The sequence below is a fragment of the Solwaraspora sp. WMMD1047 genome (genome assembly GCF_029626155.1).
Classification (GTDB): domain Bacteria; phylum Actinomycetota; class Actinomycetes; order Mycobacteriales; family Micromonosporaceae; genus WMMD1047.
In genome coordinates, this window is sequence record NZ_JARUBL010000001.1 from 7,700,850 (window position 1) to 7,716,511 (window position 15,662).

Here is a 15,662-nt window from a genome sequence, read left to right on the forward strand (position 1 = left end):
TCCACTCACTCCATCTCGGCAACCAACTCTGAGAGGAACGCGACTGTGTCGCCAGGTGAGAGCGCAGTGTCGCAGAGCTGATGGTAGCGGGAGACGAGATCGGCGGCCTTCTCCGCCTCGACGTAGACGGCGCCGGCCGGAGTGTGCATGGCAGCGGCATCCGGGTAAGGCTCGGCCATGCGCAGGATGTCGAACGGTCCATCCGGACTGGCGTGGGCGCCGGCACTGAACGGCAGCACCCGGATCTCGAAGCCGGACCGGCTGGCGATGCTCACAAGGTGTGCCAGTTGCGCGCGCATCGTCGCCGTTCCGCCCACGAGACGTCTCGCCACGGACTCGTCCAGGAGTGCCTTGAGTTCCAAGGGCTCGTCCCGGTCGAGCAGCCGTTGCCGAGCCATCCGCAACTCGATCCACCGTTCGATCTGCTCGTCATTGCCAGCGCCGTTGGCCGTCCTGATGATCGCCTCGGCGTATTCGCGGGTCTGCAGCAAACCAGGGACGACCACCGTGGAGAAGTAGCAGATGGCGGTGGCTCGGCTCTCCAGCCAGATGCGGTCGATCAGCTCGCCCGCCACGTCGCCGGTGTATCCGTCCCACCATCCCTTCTGGAAGAGCTCCTGGCTCATCTTCTTGAGCGCGTCGCGTCGCTTCGGGTCGTCGACGCCGCAGATGTCCAGGTAGGCCAGCACCTCGGCGACCCTTGTCGGCATGAGCCCGGACTCGAACCGGCTCACCGTCGAGGGATTGCGCCGCAGGAACTCCCCGACCTCCTTGAGGGTCAGACCGGCCTGCTCGCGCATCTCCCTGAGCTCGCTTCCGAGCCACTGGGCGCGCAGGGTCGCGACCCGATGATCCGCCATCGCCACTCCTCTCCATGCCCATCATGGAGGAAGAAAACTCGCTAGGCAATATTGCCAAAGAGGATTACGGCAGGCATCCTGGGTGTCTAGTCGACTACCGGAGGTGATCTACAGAGGACGGACCGGGGTGGGTTCCTCGCGTGGCAGCAATGTTTCCCGCCCCGGTCCGTCGCCGAGTCGAAGGGGCGCCGATCACTGGGATCGCGCACCGGCGACGACTCCGTACCTGTGTACCACCCGGACGTCGTCCCGCGCAGGCCCGCCGTACCCGACCGGGCCGTGCCGTTTCCGCAGCCGGCGCCCTCGCCAACCGGGGCGGGCGCACGTCCCCATCGCCGTACGGCAATACGGCGCCGGCCGGACCCCGCGCGCCCGCCCCACCAAGGGAGGAACTCGCATGCGGAACCGCCGGCTGCCGGCCATCCGCGTCGGCGACGTGGTGACCGTGGCTGAGGGGCACTACCACGCCGGGATCGGCCGGCTCACCCTGTCGGTCGTCGAGGTGGGTGCGCGGGAGCGGCACACCGACGGCGTCTGGCTGCACCTGCGCGGCGTCCAACTTCGACAACCAGACCTCCGGGTACGCCTGCGTCAGCGCCGCGTCCTGGTCCGGCTCGACGCGGTACGCGTCCTGCCGTCCCCTCGGTCGAGCATCCGCTGGCTGGCCCTGGACCGACCGGGCCGACCCGACGGGTCGCCGGGCCGGCCGAACGAGCTGTCGGCCGCTTACCCCAGCGGCCCGGCCGGGCCGCACATCGCGGCCCGGCCGAGCTGGCTCTGCCTGAACTGCCGCCGGGAGTGGCCCTGTCCGGACCGCCGCGCGAACCTGCTCGCCCGGTACCGGAACGACCGGTTCTCCCTGCTGCTCTACCTCGGTCTCTGCCTGACCGAGGCATCCTTCGACCTCCAGGACCTACCACCCGAACTGGCGTACCACCGGTTCGTCGGCTGGGCCCGCCAACACCCGCCGCCGACCGGCACCTGAGAACCGAGGGTCACTGATCGACGCAGATCACGTCCGTGGTGAACGTCCAGGTGTCGGGTGCGCCGGTCGCGTCCTCGCTCGCCGTCGCCATCGCGTACTCGCCGCCGCCGTACGCAAAGGTCTTGAGGCTCTTCAGCACCACTTCGCCGTACGCGCCGTTCAGGTCGGCGCCGGCGCCGATCGCGGTCCGGTTCGCCGAGCAGCCGACGGTTTCGCTCGTCGTCGGGTACGCGGTCTGGTTGCTGCTGCTGCGCAGCTCCCAGCCGGTGGGTGGGTCGGCGCAGATCGCGTAGGCGCGGACCCACCAGTCGTCGTCGTAGCCGTCCTCGTGCTCGTAGGCCGAGGCGCGAACACCGGTCAAATCGATGTCGATGTCGGTGACGACCGCCTGCCCGTGGGGGACCATGTGCTCGACGCCCCCGGCAAGCGGCACGGTCGTGCCGGGGCAGTCGACGTAGGCGCTGTGGTAGTCGTCCGAGTCCGTCGTGTCCGTGGTGCTGGTCAGCGACCAGCCCGGCGGCCGGTCGGCGCACATCGCGTACACGGTGAGGCTCCACGGCGAGTCGTAGCCGCTGTATGCCTCGAACACCTGGGCGGTCACGCTGTGCTCGTACGGTTTGAGGAACTGCAGCCGCAGTTGCGACGTCGACGGGTTCGTCGACCATCCGGTCCCGACGACGGTTTTGTTGTTCGGGCAGGTCTTGGAGGCGAACTTGAACCACGGGTCGCTGTTCGAGACGGTCGTGTAGCTGACCAGTTCCAGGCCGGTCAGCGGCTGCCGGACCACGCTCGCCGAGGCCGGTTCGGTGATCCCGGCGGCGAGGCTTCCGGCCGCGAGCACCAGCACGGCGGCTCGGGCTGCCCGGTGCCGCCAGCCGGCGGTTGTCTTCGGTGTCATCTGTCGTCCTCCACATCCGGCCGGTGCCGGTCACCGGTCCGCGCCAAGCGTGAGGTCGACCTGTCAGGGTCAGGTCACGGCCCGGTCAGGGCCGCCCCGGACCGCCAACCCTCCCCCGACCGCAACTCTGGGGTTGCACATCATCCGGCTATCTGCAATTCTCTGGTTGCAGATAACTCCGGGAGAGGGGCCGGCCGTGAGCGACGAGTTGGATCGGATCGAACGCGACATCGACATCGACGCACCCGCCTCGCGGGTCTGGGAGCTGATCACCAGGCCGGGGTGGTTCATCAACGACGGGGCGATCTTCGAGCAGGAGGTCGAGCGCCGCGCCGACGACCTGCACATCGTGCGCGACCCGGTGTACGGCGACTTTCCGATCCGCACGGAACGGCTCGACCCGCCCCGCTACGCGGCGTACCGCTGCCTGATCGACGAGCCCGGCGGCGAACCGCGACCGGAGGGTTCCACGCTCATCGAGTTCTGGATCGACGAGAACCCGGCCGGCGGCGTCACCCTGCGGGTGGCCGAGAGCGGGTTCGCCACGCTGCCCGGCACCGCCGAGGAGCGGCGCCGCCGCCTCGCCGACAACCTCGACGGCTGGCAGGCCGAGCTGGCGGCGGCCCGGTCCCACCTCGACTCCCGCTCGGTGCAGCGGGCCAGCTATCTCGCCGCCCCGCCGGAGCAGGTCTGGCCGATCCTCACCCGCCCCGAACACTTCGCCACCTGGTACGCCTTCGACGGCGCCAGCTTCGACCCGGTGCCCGGGTCGGCGATGGAGCTGCGCTGGGCCGAGCACGGCACCTTCCGCGGCGAGGTCGTCGAGGTGGACGAGCCGTGGCTGTTCGCGTACCGGATCGCCGCCGCGCCGGACATCGAGCCGGCCGAACACGCCAGCACGCTCGTCACGTTCCGGCTGAAGAAGTCGGGGAACGGCTGCCTGCTCACCGTCACCCAGACCGGCTTCGACGCCCTCGACCCACGCTTCGGCGCCGCACCCGAGAACGCGGCAACCGAGGTCACCGGCTGGGAGGGCGGCCTGGCCGCGCTCGGCCAGCACCTGCGGTCCACGCTCACCGCCGGCTGAGCGCGCGATGACCACCCCCACACCCACCCCGGTCTTCGCCGCGCTCGCCGACGACACCCGGTGGGCAATCCTGGTCCGGATCGGCCACGCGCCGGCGTCCGCGTCGGCGCTCGCCGAGGAGTTCCCGATCTCCCGGCAGGCGATCGTCAAACACCTGGAGGTGCTCCGCGCCGCCGGCCTGGTCGACGTCGAACGGCACGGCCGCGAACTCCGCTACCACCCCATCGGCGCCCGCCTCACCGCCCTGGCCCGCGACCTCACCCACCTCGCCACCGCCTGGGACCGCCGCCTGTCCCACATCAAGTCCCTGGCCGAGTCCACAACCGACCCCGCCTCATGATCGTTAGTCGCTCACCCGTAGTTTTCGGCCCCAAATTACGGGTGGGCGACTAACGATCATGGAATAGCCGAGCGCGGTGGCGCCCGACGAGGTCACCGCCCCGGATGGGGGAAGCGACCGCATCCGGGGCAGATCAGCGTTCGAGGATGGCGGTTACGCCTTGGCCGCCGGCGGCGCAGATGGAGATCAGGCCGCGGCCCTCGCCGCGCTCGGCGAGCAGCTTGGCCAGGGTGGCGACGATCCGGCCGCCGGTGGCGGCGAACGGGTGGCCGGCGGCCAGCGACGAGCCGTTGACGTTGAGCCGATCCGGGTCGATCGCGCCCAGCGGTGAGTCCAGACCGAGCCGGTCCTTGCAGAACTCCGGCGACTCCCAGGCCGCCAGGGTGGCCAGCACCTGGGAGGCGAACGCCTCGTGGATCTCGTAGAAGTCGAAGTCCTGCAGCGCCAACCCGCCGGCCCGCGCCAGCAACCGGGGCACCGCGTACGCCGGGGCCATCAGCAGCCCCTCGTCGCCGTGCACGTAGTCCACGGCGGCCACCTCGGAGTAGGAGAAGTACGCCAGCACCGGCAGGTTCCGCTCGGCGGCCCACTCCGGCGCGGCGAGCAGCACCGCCGAGGCGCCATCGGTGAGCGGCGACGAGTTGCCGGCGGTCATGGTGGCCTGATCGGCGTCCGGCCCCCGGGTGCCGAAGACCGGCTTGAGCCGGCCCAGCTTCTCCAGCGTGGTGTCCGGCCGCAGGTTCTGGTCCCGGGTCAGCCCCAGGTACGGCGTGACCAGGTCGTCGAAGAACCCCCGGTCGTACGCGGCGGCCAGCCGCTGGTGCGAGCGGAGCGCCAACTCGTCCTGGGCGGTCCGGCCGACGTTCCAGCGCCGCGCGGTGATGGCGGCGTGCTCCCCCATCGACAGCCCGGTACGCGGCTCGGCGTTGCGCGGCACCTCCGGCCGGAACGGCTGCGACGGGCGCAGCCCGGCGGCGGCCCGCAGCCGCGCCCCCACGGTCCGGGCCGAGTTGATCCGCAGCAGCGTGCGGCGCAGCTCCTCGTTGACCGCCAGCGGGGCGTCGCTCGTGGTGTCCACCCCGGCCGCCACCCCGGCGTCGATCTGCCCCAGCGCGATCTTGTTGGCGACCAGGATCACCGCCTCCAGGCCGGTGCCACAGGCCTGCTGGATGTCGTACGCGGGGGTGTGCGGGTCGAGCCGGGAGCCGAGCACCACCTCGCGGGTCAGGTTGAAGTCCCGGGAGTGCTTGAGCACCGCCCCGGCGACCACCTCGCCGAGCCGCTGCCCGGCCAGCCCGAAGCGGGCCACCAGACCGTCCAGCGCGGCGGTGAGCATGTCCTGGTTGGACGCGTTGGCGTAGCGGCCGTTGGACCGCGCGAACGGGATCCGGTTGCCGCCGATGATCGCTACCCGACGCACGGTTTCCACAGTTGCCTCCAGAACACGGCTTGCCTCTAACCTACCCACGAGTAGGCTACGCCTATGAGCGACAGGTACGCGAGCTTCGCCCACTCCGGCCCCGGCCGGGCTCTGGTCAGGCGGCTCGGCCTGCCCGATCCGCCCCGGCTGCGGCGGCACCACCCGGGCGACCCGCTCACCACCGGCCCGGTCCTGCTCGGCGCCGCCCCCGGCGGCCGGCTACGCGACCCGGTCGCCAAACTGCTCACCGCCACCGGTATCGAGGTCCGCACCGGCAACACCGGGGGCGAGGGCGCCAGCGACACCGGGGGCGCGGGCCGCGCCGGCACCGCCAGCGGCGACGTTCGCGACAGCGCACCGGCGGCCGGCGGCGGGCACGCACCGGGCGACGACATCCGGCACGGTGCGCTGCTCTTCGACGCGTCCGGAGTCACCGACTCGACGGCGCTGCGGCCGCTCTACGACTTCTTCCACGCCTACGCCCGCGCGCTGCTGCCATCCGGCCGGGTGATCGTCTTCGGCACCCCGCCGGAGCAGGCCGACGGGCCGCGGGCCGCCACCGCCCAGCGCGCCCTGGAAGGACTGACCCGCAGCATCGGCAAGGAGTTCGGCCGGGGTACCACCGCCCAGCTGGTGTACGTCGCCCCCGGCGCCGAGGACGCCGTCGAGTCCACCCTGCGGTTCCTGCTCTCCGGCCGGTCCGCCTACGTCTCCGGTCAGGTCATCCGGATCGGCCCCGGCGCCGTCCCGGCCACCGACTGGGACCGCCCGCTGGCCGGGCGGATCGCGCTGGTCACCGGCGCGGCCCGCGGGATCGGCGCGGCCGTCGCCGAGGTGCTGGCCCGCGACGGCGCCCATGTGGTGGCGCTCGACATGCCCGCCGCGGGCGACGCGCTCGCCGCCGTGGCCAACTCCGTCGAGGGTACGGCGGTGCAGCTCGACCTGACCGCGCCGGACGCGCCCACCCGGCTCGCCGACCACCTGGCGAGCTGGCACGGCCGGGTCGACGTGGTGGTGCACAACGCCGGCATCACCCGGGACCGCACCATCGCCCGGATGGACGCCGCCGGCTGGGACGCCGTCCTCGACGTCAACCTCGCCAGCCAGGAGCGGATCAACGACGTCCTGCTGGCGCGCGACCTGATCTCCCGCACCGGCCGGCTGATCGGGGTCTCCTCGATCGCCGGGATCGCCGGCAACCGGGGCCAGACCAACTACGCCACCTCGAAGGCGGGCGTGATCGGGCTGGTCCAGTCGATGGCGCCGCTGCTCGCCGACCGGGGCATCACCGTCAACGCGGTGGCGCCCGGTTTCATCGAGACCCGGCTGACCGCCCGGATCCCGGTGCTGCTGCGGCAGGCCGGCCGGCGGATGAACAGCCTGGCGCAGGGCGGCCTGCCGGTCGACGTGGCCGAGACGATCGCCTGGTTCGCCGCGCCGGCCTCGGCCGGGGTGACCGGCAATGTGGTCCGGGTCTGCGGCCAGAGCCTGCTGGGAGCGTGACGCCGATGGACGTAACGGAGCTGCCCGCGCTGCCGGCCGCCGGGCCGCTGTACCGGCGGGCCGCGATCGGGCTGGTGCCGCGGCCGGGTCGGCCGCGTCGGCCGATGACGCTGCCGGACGTCGAGCTGACCGTCCGGGGCTGCGCCGTCGACCGGGACCGGCTGGCCGACTACGACCGGGTCTGTGGGTTCCGGCTGACCGACGCGCTGCCGGCGACGTTCCCGCACATCATGGCGTTCCCGGTGGCGCTGCGGTTGATGACCGCCGCCGACTTCCCGTTTCCGCTGGTCGGGCTGGTGCACCTGGCGAACCGGATCACCGTGCACCGGCCGATCGACGCCGCCGAGCGGCTGGACCTGTCGGTGCGCGCGGCGGACCTGCGCCCGCACCCCAGGGGGCGGCAACTCGACGTGATCGCCACCGCCTCGGTCGGCGGTGCGGTGGTCTGGCGCGGCGTCTCGACGTACCTGAGCAGGGAGCGCGCCGCCGGCGGCGGTGAGCGGCGCGACCAGGGTGACCGCCCGGCGCCGCCGGCCCCGTCCGCCCGGTGGCGGGTCGAGCGACGCACCGGTACGGACTACGCGCGGGTCTCCGGCGACCACAACCCGATCCACACCTCCCGGCTCGGCGCCCGACTGCTCGGCTTCGGCGCGCCGATCGCGCACGGCATGTGGAGCAAGGCCCGCTGCCTGGCCGCGCTGGAGGGCCGGCTCCCGGACGCGTACACGGTGGAGGTCGCGTTCAAGGTGCCGTTGCCGCTGCCGTCGACGGTGGAGTTCGGCGCCGCGCGGACCCCGGTCGGTGCCGGCTGGGCCTTCGGCCTGCACGCCGCCCGCTCGGGACGACCGCACCTGGCCGGCACGATCGCCGCCACCCCGGCCCCTGCCGCCCACCCCGGCCCCTGACACCCAGACCGCCCGGACGCCCAGACCGCCCGGACGCCGGCCGGCCCCCTCCGGCCGACCGCGCCCCTGGCGCCGGCAGTGCCCGACGCCGGGCCGGTCCGGCGAGGATTCCGGTGCTGGGCAGCGGGTGTTGGGTCGCCCGCTACCGCCTCGTCATCGCTGCCCGCGAGGGTCGCCCTCGCACAGCGATCGAGGAGGCAACATGGACCACGTTCACCAGCCGGGACTCGGGCGCCGCACGCTGCTGGGAGCAACCCTCGCAGCACCCGCGGTGGCCGCCTCGGCATCCCTACTGGCCGGCGAACCGGCACCCGCGCTGGCGGCCCGCGGGCCGTTCGATCCGGGCAGCCCGCGCTTCGCGATCGCGGTGCTGCCCGACACCCAGTACCTCTTCGACGCGGACAGCTCCGACCCGGAGCCGCTGAAGGCGACGTTCCGCTACCTCGCGCAGTCCCGGGCCGAGGCGAACATCGCGTTCATGACCCACCTCGGCGACGTGACCGAGCACGGCACCGAGGAGGAGATCTCGCTCGCCGACCAGACCTTCCGGACGCTGGACGGCAAGGTGCCCTACAGCGTGCTCGCCGGCAACCACGACATCCGGTCCAACACCGACGACCAGCGCGGCGACAGCGCCTACCTGCGGGCGTTCGGGCCGAACCGGTACGCCGGCATGCCCACCTTCGGCGGCGCCTCGCCGGACGGCTACCACAGCTTCCACGTGCTCTCCGCCGGCGGCCGGAGCTGGCTGGTGCTGGCGCTGGACTGGCGCGCCTCGGACCGGGGGCTGCAGTGGGCGCAGGGCGTGCTCGACGCGCATCCCACCCTGCCGGCCATCCTCACCACCCACGACCTGGCCTGGGCCGACGGCGCCGGTCAGGGGCAGCTCTCCGACCACGGGCGGCGGCTCTGGGACCGGCTGATCCGGGGCAACGACCAGATCTTCCTGACCCTCAACGGGCACTACTGGCCGCCGGGCCGGACGGTGCTGACCAACGACGCCGGCCACGACGTGCACGTCCACGTGGTCAACTACCAGGACCGGTACTACGGCGGCGCGGGAATGATCCGGCTCTACTCGTTCGACCTGGTGCGGAAGGTCATCGACGTCGAGACGTTCGCGCCGTGGTTCCTGGCCAAGGATCCCGCCCGCCGCGCACCGCTCGCGGCCGAGAACGTCGAGCTGACCGGGCCGGTGGACCGGTTCAGCCTGGAACTGGACTTCCCGGCCCGGTTCGCGGGTTTCGCACCGGTGGTGCCGCCGGCTCCGCGTCCACCGGCGACGGTACTGCCCCGGGGGACGGTGGCGTACTGGCGGTTCGACCTGTCCGGGTTGGCCGCGGCCGGGACGGCCGGGACGCCGGTGCCGGCCGGGGCCGTGGCCCGGGACCTGACCGGCCGGGGCAACGACCTGACCGTGCAACTGCTGCACGCCAGCCCGCCCGAGACCCTGACCTGGTCGCCGGAGCACCACCCGGGCCAGCCCGCCCACGCCAGCCTGCGCTTCGACGGGGGCAAAGGACCCGACCGGGGCGCGGTGCTGCGGGCCGCTCCGGGCGCGCCGATCAACAGCATGTCGTTCGACTCCGGCTACACCATCGAGGCGTTCGTCAAGCTGCCCGACCCGTTCGTCGGCGACCACGCCTGGATGGGCATCCTGAGCTGGGAGGGGCGCGCCGGCGACGCGGGCAAGACCAGCGGCTGGTCGCCGGACGAACCCACCTGCAGCCTGAACCTGTCGGGTGAGCGGTTCCTGCAGTACGTGGTCTACCCGGTGGACCGGGACGCGGACCCGACCTCGTGGAGCCATGCCCTGCCGGTCGGGCGGTGGATGCACCTGGCGGTGGTGAACGACGGCCGGCACACCATCGTGTACGTCGACGGTTCGAAGATCGCCCGGAACCCGACCCAGCCGTCGAAGGGCATCACCACCCTCGGCAAGCCGTTCGTGCTCGGTGGCACCCAGTTCGCCGAGCGTTTCGGGCAGGGCTTCTACGGCTGGATCGGCGACGTCCGGATCGCGGCCCGGGCGCTGCGGCCGGCCGAATTCCTCACGCCGGCCGGCTGACCGGTTCCGACCACCCCGATACCCGGATCGGGGGACATCCTTAACCGAAATCAGGGATCGGCGTTGGTTCACCACCGATGTGCGGTTCACCGGCGTCGACAAGCATCGGAACGATGGAAGTCGTCCTCGATCTGCTCCACTCGGCCATGGCCTCCGCCTGGATCTACCCGGCGATCTTCGCGATCGCGGTGATCGACGGGTTCTTCCCGGCGGTGCCCAGCGAGACGGCGGTGATCACGGCCGGCGTCTTCGCCGCCACGGGTCAGCCGGACCTGGGCTGGGTGATCGCGGTGGCGGCGGCCGGCGCGCTGGTCGGCGACCACGTCTCGTACCTCATCGGTCGGTTCTCCGGCACCCGGCTGCTGAGCCGGGCGCCGGAGGGCAGCCGGCGGGCGGCGGCGTTCCGGTGGGCCGGGCGGGAGGTGGCGCGGCGTGGCGGTCTGATGCTCGTCGTGGCGCGCTACATCCCCGGGGGGCGGACCACGGTCACCCTCACCATGGGCGCGGTCGGGTTCCCGTGGCGGACATTCCTCCTCTTCGACGTGCTGGCCGCGGTCTCCTGGGGGTGCTACTCGGCGCTTGTCGGCTACTTCGGCGGGGTGGCGTTCGAGAATGATCCGCTGCGCGGGCTGCTGCTCGGGATCGGCATCGCGATGGGCGTGACGCTGGTGGTGGAGCTGGTCCGTTACCTACGGCAGCGCGCCCTGACCCGGGTGGGGTGACTAGCCGTGGGCCAGCACCCAGACCGGCAGGCCGCCGGAGGTCAGTTCGGCGGTCACCCGCCAGCCGGCCCGGCGGTAGATGCCCACGTTGCGTTCGGTGGCGGTCTCCAGGTAGGCGGGCAGGCCGGCGGCGGCGGCTTCGCGCAGGCCGGCGGTCATCACCTCCCGGCCCCACCGCCGGCCGGCGTGAGCCGGGTGGGTGGCCAGGATGCCCAGGTACCAGAACGGGGTGGCCGGCAGCGCCGCCCGGACCGGGCGGTCGAACGCGGTGAGCCGGTCCGTCACCTCGGCGGGCAGGTCGAGTGCCACGTCGGCAGCGGGCGTGGCCGGTGGCTCCCACATCGCCACCGAGGCGCCGCCCTCGACGATCCAGACGCTGCCGCCGCCGACCCGCCGGTCGAAGAGGTAGCCGGCGAAGATCGGGGCCTGCCGGCGGTAGTCCGCGTCGGTGGGGAAGAAGTACCGGAAGGCCGGGTCGGTCGCGAAGGCCGCGACCACCGTGTCGACGACGGCGGCCCGGTCGGCCGGGGTCGCCCGGGTGGCGGTGGGCCGGTCGGGTGTTGATCCGAGGGGCTGTTCCATGCGGTTGGACGTTACCGGGGGGCCGGTCGCCACAGCTCGCCCCGCAGCAGGCGGTCGGCGCCCAGCCAGGCGATGTTCATCATCCGGGTGGCCATCCGGTCCGGTTCGGCGTCGGGGTGGTCGCAGAGCCAGTCCGCCAGCGACTCGGCCGCGCCGACAAGGGCGTACGCCATGACCTCCAGGTCCGTCTCGGTGACGTCGGCGGCCCGGTCGGGCGCCGCGCGCCGGAGCAGCCCGCCCAGCATGCCGGTCACCACCTGGACGATCCGGTCCCGCAGGGTGGCCAGCTCGTCGGCGAACGGGCGCTCGCCGCGGGCCTGGCGGTAGAGCACCGCCCAGCCGTCCCGGTGCGCGCCGACGAAGCCGAAGAACGCCCGCAACCCGCGCCACAGTTGGTCGTCGGGCGCCAGGTCCGGGTCGATCGAGGCGCCGATCGCCGACATCATCCGGGTGCCTTCCCGGTGCAGGCAGGCGACGAAGAGCTCCTCCTTGGTGCCCAGGTAGGCGTAGACCATCGGCTTGGAGATTCCGGCGAGGGCGGCGATGTCGTCGACGCTGGCCGGGTGGAAGCCGTGCCGGGAGAAGATCGTGACGGCGGCGTCCAGCATCTGCTGCTCCCGGACGGCGCGTGGCAGCCGCTTGAAGGCCGGTCGCGCCGGAGCGGCAGACTGGTGGGCGGCGGGCGGACCGGACATCTTGCGAGCATACCTACTCCTGCGTAAGGTTACGCACCAGTAACCAGAAATCTCCCGTCCGGAAGGTTGACCGCCATGACTGACTTCGACCCGGCCACGTTCGACTCGGTCGACCCCGCGCAGTTCGCCAAGCTCGTCAAGTCCACCCCGGACGCGCAGATCGCCGAGGTGATGGCGAGCGACAAGCGTGGCAAGATCCTCGACGCGGTGTTCTCCCGGATGCCCACGCTGTTCCGGGCCGACCGGGCCGGCTCGACCAACGCGGTGATCCACTGGACCATCACCGGGCGGCCGGACGGCGGCTCCGACACCTACGAGATCGTCATCGAGAACGGCACCTGCACGGTGCCGCCGACCCCCGAGCGCGACCCGAAGCTCTCCCTCACCATGGGCCCGGTCGAGTTCCTGAAGATCGTCTCCGGTGGCGCGAACCCGGTGATGATGTTCATGACGGGCAAGCTGAAGGCAAAGGGCGACCTCGGCCTGGCCGCCAACATCGCGAACCTGTTCGACATCCCCAAGGCCTGACGTGGCCGAGTTCTCGCTCGACCTGACCGAGGACCAGCGGGACCTGCGGGACTGGGTGCACGGCTTCGCCGCCGACGTCGTGCGCCCGGCCGCGGCCGACTGGGACGCCCGCGAGGAGACCCCCTGGCCGATCATCGCGGAGGCCGCCAAAATCGGACTGTACGGCTTCGAGTTCGTCGCCAACTGCTGGGCCGACCCGAGCGGGCTGTCCCTGCCGATCGCCAGCGAGGAGCTCTTCTGGGGCGACGCCGGGATCGGCATGAGCATCTTCGGCACCACCCTCGCGGTGGCCGCCATCTACGGCACCGGCACCCCCGACCAGATGCTGGAGTGGGTACCGCAGTGTTACGGCACCGTCGATCAGCCGGCCGTCGCGGCGTTCTGCACCACCGAGCCGGAGGCCGGCTCCGACGTGGCCGCGATGCGCACCCGGGCCCGCTACGACGAGGCCACCGACGAGTGGGTGCTCACCGGGCAGAAGGCGTACGCCACGAACGGTGGGATCGCCGGCGTACACGTGGTCACCGCCTCGGTCGAACCCGAACTCGGCTCGCGCGGCCAGGCCGCCTTCGTGGTGCCGCCCGGCACCCCGGGCCTGGCCGGCAGCCGCAAGCTGCACAAGCTCGGGCTGCGGGCCTCGCACACCGCCGACGTCTTCCTCGACGACGTCCGGGTGCCGGGGCGCTGCCTGCTCGGCGGCCGGGAGGCGCTGCTCGAACGGCTGGCCCGCGCCCGCGCCCGGCAGGCCGGCGGTGACCGGGCCGCGACCGGGTCCGGGCAGGCCGGCTCGGGGCAGGCCGCGATGCGGACCTTCGAGCTGTCCCGGCCGACCGTCGGGGCGCAGGCGATCGGCGTCGCCCGGGCCGCCTACGAGTACGCCCTCGACTACGCCAGCGAGCGGATCCAGTTCGGCCGGCCGATCATCACCAACCAGGCCATCGCCTTCGCCCTGGCCGACATGCGGATGGAGATCGACGCCGCCCGGCTGCTGGTCTGGCGGGCCGCCTGGATGGGCCGCAACAATCGGCCGTTCCTGGCCGGCGAGGGGTCGATGTCGAAGCTCAAGGCCGGCGAGGTGGCGGTCGCGGTCACCGGTCAGGCGGTGCAGATCCTCGGCGGCGCCGGATTCGTCCGCGACCACCCGGTCGAACGCTGGTACCGGGACGCCAAGATCTACACGATCTTCGAGGGCACCTCGGAGATCCAGCGACTGGTGATCTCCCGGGCCATCTCCGGCCAGCAGCTCCGCTGACCCGCCCCGCCGCGGGTCCGACCGCCGGGCCCGCGGCGGGGCGAGCGCGGACAACGGCCCTGGTGAACCAGGGGGCGGCCGAGAACGTGGAGCCAACCAGAGGCCGCGTACGCGGGCAGGTGGCCGTGGAGCGTCAACCCGGCACGGCACCCGCCGGTCAGCCCGGGACCGTCCGGCCGTAAGGCGGGACTACCAGACGTCCGCTCACCGAAGCGCGCTGAGAGGTAGAGGTTCGCCATGGACCTGCCGTTCCTGGTCGCCACCCTGACCCGTCGCGGCCTGCTCAGGCCGGGGCCGCCGGGGCGGGTACTGGCCCAGCTCGCCGCGCTGCGAAACTGGGGTTACAGCCTCGCCGGCGAGCTGCGGCAGGCCGCCGTGCGGGACCCGGACCGGGTCGCGCTCATCGACGAGCGGCGCGGGGAGATCAGCTACCGGGAGCTGCTGGACCGCTCGCAACGACTGGCCCGGGCGCTGCACGGCGCGCTCGGCGTCGAGGCCGGCGACCGGATCGGCGTCCTCGGACGCAACCACGCCGGGACGGTCGAGGCGATGGTGGCCGGGGCCCTGCTCGGCGCCGACCCGGTGCTCGTCAACACCGGGCTGTCCGGTCCGCAGCTCGACACGGTCGCCCAGGAGCAGGGGCTGCGGGTGCTGCTGCACGACGACGAGTTCGCCGCGCTGGCGGTGAACCTGCCGGCCGGGGTGCACCGGGTCGACGAGCGCCGGCACGCCGAGTTGGTCGCCGGCACGCCCCCCGGCGACCTGGCACCACCGGACCGGGACGGCCGGACGATCGTGCTCACCTCCGGCACCACCGGTGCCCCGAAGGGTGCCCGGCGGCGTACCCCGAGCGGTTTCGGGCCGCTGGCGGCGATCATTGACCGGATCCCGCTGCACGCCCGCGAGCGGATGATGATCGTCGCCCCGGTCTTCCACACCTGGGGGTACGCCGCGCTGCAGGTCGCCTTCGCGCTGCGGGCCACCGTGGTGCTGCGGCGCCGGTTCGAGCCGGCGGCCACCCTGGCGGCGATCGAGCGGCACCGCTGCACGGCGCTGTTCGCCGTGCCGGTGATGCTGCAACGCCTGTTGGAGGTCCCGCCGCCGGGCCGGACCCCGCTGCGGGTGGTCGCGGTCAGCGGCTCGGCGCTGGCCGGCGGCCTGGCCACCCGGTTCATGGACGCCTACGGCGACGTGCTCTACAACCTGTACGGGTCGACCGAGGTCTCCTGGGCCTCCATCGCCACCCCGGCCGACCTGCGCCGGGCCCCGAACACCGCCGGCCGGGCGCCACACGGCACCCGGCTGCGCATCCTCGACCCGGCCGGCCGGCCGGTGCCCGCCGGCCAGGTCGGGCAGATCTTCGTCGGCAACGAGATGCTCTTCGACGGCTACACCTCCGGGGCCGCCCGGCCGACCCGGGACGGGCTGCTCGGCACCGGCGACCTCGGCCACCTCGACACCGACGGGCTGCTCTTCGTCGGCGGACGGGCCGACGACATGATCGTCTCCGGCGGCGAGAACGTCTTCCCCGCCGACGTCGAGGACCTGCTCGCCGGCCTGCCCCAGGTACGCGAGGTGGCCGTGATCGGGGTCCCCGACGACGAGTACGGCCAACGACTCGCCGCCTACCTCGTGCTGCACCCGGGCGAACGGTTGGATCCGGACGACGTACGGGCCTACGTACGGCACTATCGGGCCCGATTCTGCGTACCCCGGGATGTCGCATTTTTGACCTCCCTGCCGCGTAATGCCACCGGCAAGGTTCTCGCTCGGGAGCTGCGCAGATACGCTGGATGACGCGGAGCCAGACCATTGAG

Annotated in this window: 15 protein-coding genes; 10 read left to right on the forward strand and 5 right to left on the reverse strand. The window is 72.7% G+C overall.

Going from position 1 to position 15,662, the window contains the following annotated elements; genetic code table 11:
• Nucleotides 1-5 precede the first annotated feature (5 nt).
• On the reverse strand, nt 6-860 hold the full coding sequence (locus tag O7627_RS35090) for a helix-turn-helix transcriptional regulator (protein WP_278097729.1): 855 nt from the start codon (nt 858-860) through the stop codon (nt 6-8).
• A gap of 397 nt (nt 861-1,257) precedes the next feature.
• Between O7627_RS35090 and O7627_RS35095 the strand changes: the two genes are divergently transcribed.
• Nucleotides 1,258-1,845, forward strand: a complete 588-nt coding sequence (locus O7627_RS35095) for a hypothetical protein (protein ID WP_278097730.1) — start codon at nt 1,258-1,260, stop codon at nt 1,843-1,845.
• A 10-nt stretch (nt 1,846-1,855) separates the two neighbouring features.
• Here O7627_RS35095 and O7627_RS35100 read toward each other — a convergent pair whose 3' ends face one another.
• Nucleotides 1,856-2,743, reverse strand: a complete 888-nt coding sequence (locus O7627_RS35100) for a hypothetical protein (protein WP_278097731.1) — start codon at nt 2,741-2,743, stop codon at nt 1,856-1,858.
• Between the two features lie 196 nt (nt 2,744-2,939).
• Between O7627_RS35100 and O7627_RS35105 the strand changes: the two genes are divergently transcribed.
• Together O7627_RS35105 and O7627_RS35110 are read left to right on the forward strand one after the other, a co-directional pair.
• Nucleotides 2,940-3,830 (forward strand): SRPBCC domain-containing protein, encoded by an 891-nt coding sequence (locus tag O7627_RS35105; protein WP_278097732.1) that lies wholly within the window; start codon nt 2,940-2,942, stop codon nt 3,828-3,830.
• Between the two features lie 7 nt (nt 3,831-3,837).
• Nucleotides 3,838-4,170, forward strand: coding sequence for a metalloregulator ArsR/SmtB family transcription factor (locus O7627_RS35110; protein WP_278097733.1), 333 nt, complete (start codon nt 3,838-3,840; stop codon nt 4,168-4,170).
• Between the two features lie 133 nt (nt 4,171-4,303).
• Here O7627_RS35110 and O7627_RS35115 read toward each other — a convergent pair whose 3' ends face one another.
• Nucleotides 4,304-5,599: an acetyl-CoA C-acetyltransferase gene (locus tag O7627_RS35115; protein WP_278097734.1), complete on the reverse strand. Its 1,296-nt coding sequence runs from the start codon at nt 5,597-5,599 to the stop codon at nt 4,304-4,306.
• 54 nt (nt 5,600-5,653) lie between these two features.
• Here O7627_RS35115 and O7627_RS35120 point away from each other — a divergent pair, with 54 nt between their 5' ends.
• From O7627_RS35120 to O7627_RS35135, 4 genes are all read left to right on the forward strand, one after another.
• The gene (locus tag O7627_RS35120) at nt 5,654-7,093 is read left to right on the forward strand and encodes a 3-oxoacyl-ACP reductase (RefSeq protein ID WP_278097735.1); all 1,440 of its coding nucleotides are present in this window, start codon (nt 5,654-5,656) and stop codon (nt 7,091-7,093) included.
• 5 nt (nt 7,094-7,098) lie between these two features.
• On the forward strand, nt 7,099-7,998 hold the full coding sequence (locus O7627_RS35125; protein WP_278097736.1) for a MaoC/PaaZ C-terminal domain-containing protein: 900 nt from the start codon (nt 7,099-7,101) through the stop codon (nt 7,996-7,998).
• Between the two features lie 202 nt (nt 7,999-8,200).
• Nucleotides 8,201-10,066, forward strand: coding sequence for a LamG-like jellyroll fold domain-containing protein (locus tag O7627_RS35130; protein WP_278097737.1), 1,866 nt, complete (start codon nt 8,201-8,203; stop codon nt 10,064-10,066).
• Between the two features lie 113 nt (nt 10,067-10,179).
• Nucleotides 10,180-10,788, forward strand: coding sequence for a DedA family protein (locus O7627_RS35135; protein WP_278097738.1), 609 nt, complete (start codon nt 10,180-10,182; stop codon nt 10,786-10,788).
• Here O7627_RS35135 and O7627_RS35140 read toward each other — a convergent pair whose 3' ends face one another.
• On the reverse strand, nt 10,789-11,370 hold the full coding sequence (locus tag O7627_RS35140; protein WP_278097739.1) for a GNAT family N-acetyltransferase: 582 nt from the start codon (nt 11,368-11,370) through the stop codon (nt 10,789-10,791). It lies immediately after the preceding gene.
• Nucleotides 11,371-11,381: 11 nt separating this feature from the next.
• Complete coding sequence (locus tag O7627_RS35145) at nt 11,382-12,065, reverse strand: TetR/AcrR family transcriptional regulator (protein ID WP_278097740.1); 684 nt, start codon at nt 12,063-12,065, stop codon at nt 11,382-11,384.
• A 75-nt stretch (nt 12,066-12,140) separates the two neighbouring features.
• Between O7627_RS35145 and O7627_RS35150 the strand changes: the two genes are divergently transcribed.
• From O7627_RS35150 to O7627_RS35160, 3 genes are all read left to right on the forward strand, one after another.
• Entirely contained in the window at nt 12,141-12,593 is a 453-nt protein-coding gene (locus O7627_RS35150) for an SCP2 sterol-binding domain-containing protein (RefSeq protein WP_278097741.1), read from the forward strand.
• Between the two features lies 1 nt (nt 12,594).
• Entirely contained in the window at nt 12,595-13,845 is a 1,251-nt protein-coding gene (locus O7627_RS35155) for an acyl-CoA dehydrogenase family protein (protein WP_278097742.1), read from the forward strand.
• Between the two features lie 237 nt (nt 13,846-14,082).
• Nucleotides 14,083-15,642 (forward strand): AMP-binding protein, encoded by a 1,560-nt coding sequence (locus O7627_RS35160; protein WP_278097743.1) that lies wholly within the window; start codon nt 14,083-14,085, stop codon nt 15,640-15,642.
• Nucleotides 15,643-15,662 lie beyond the last annotated feature (20 nt).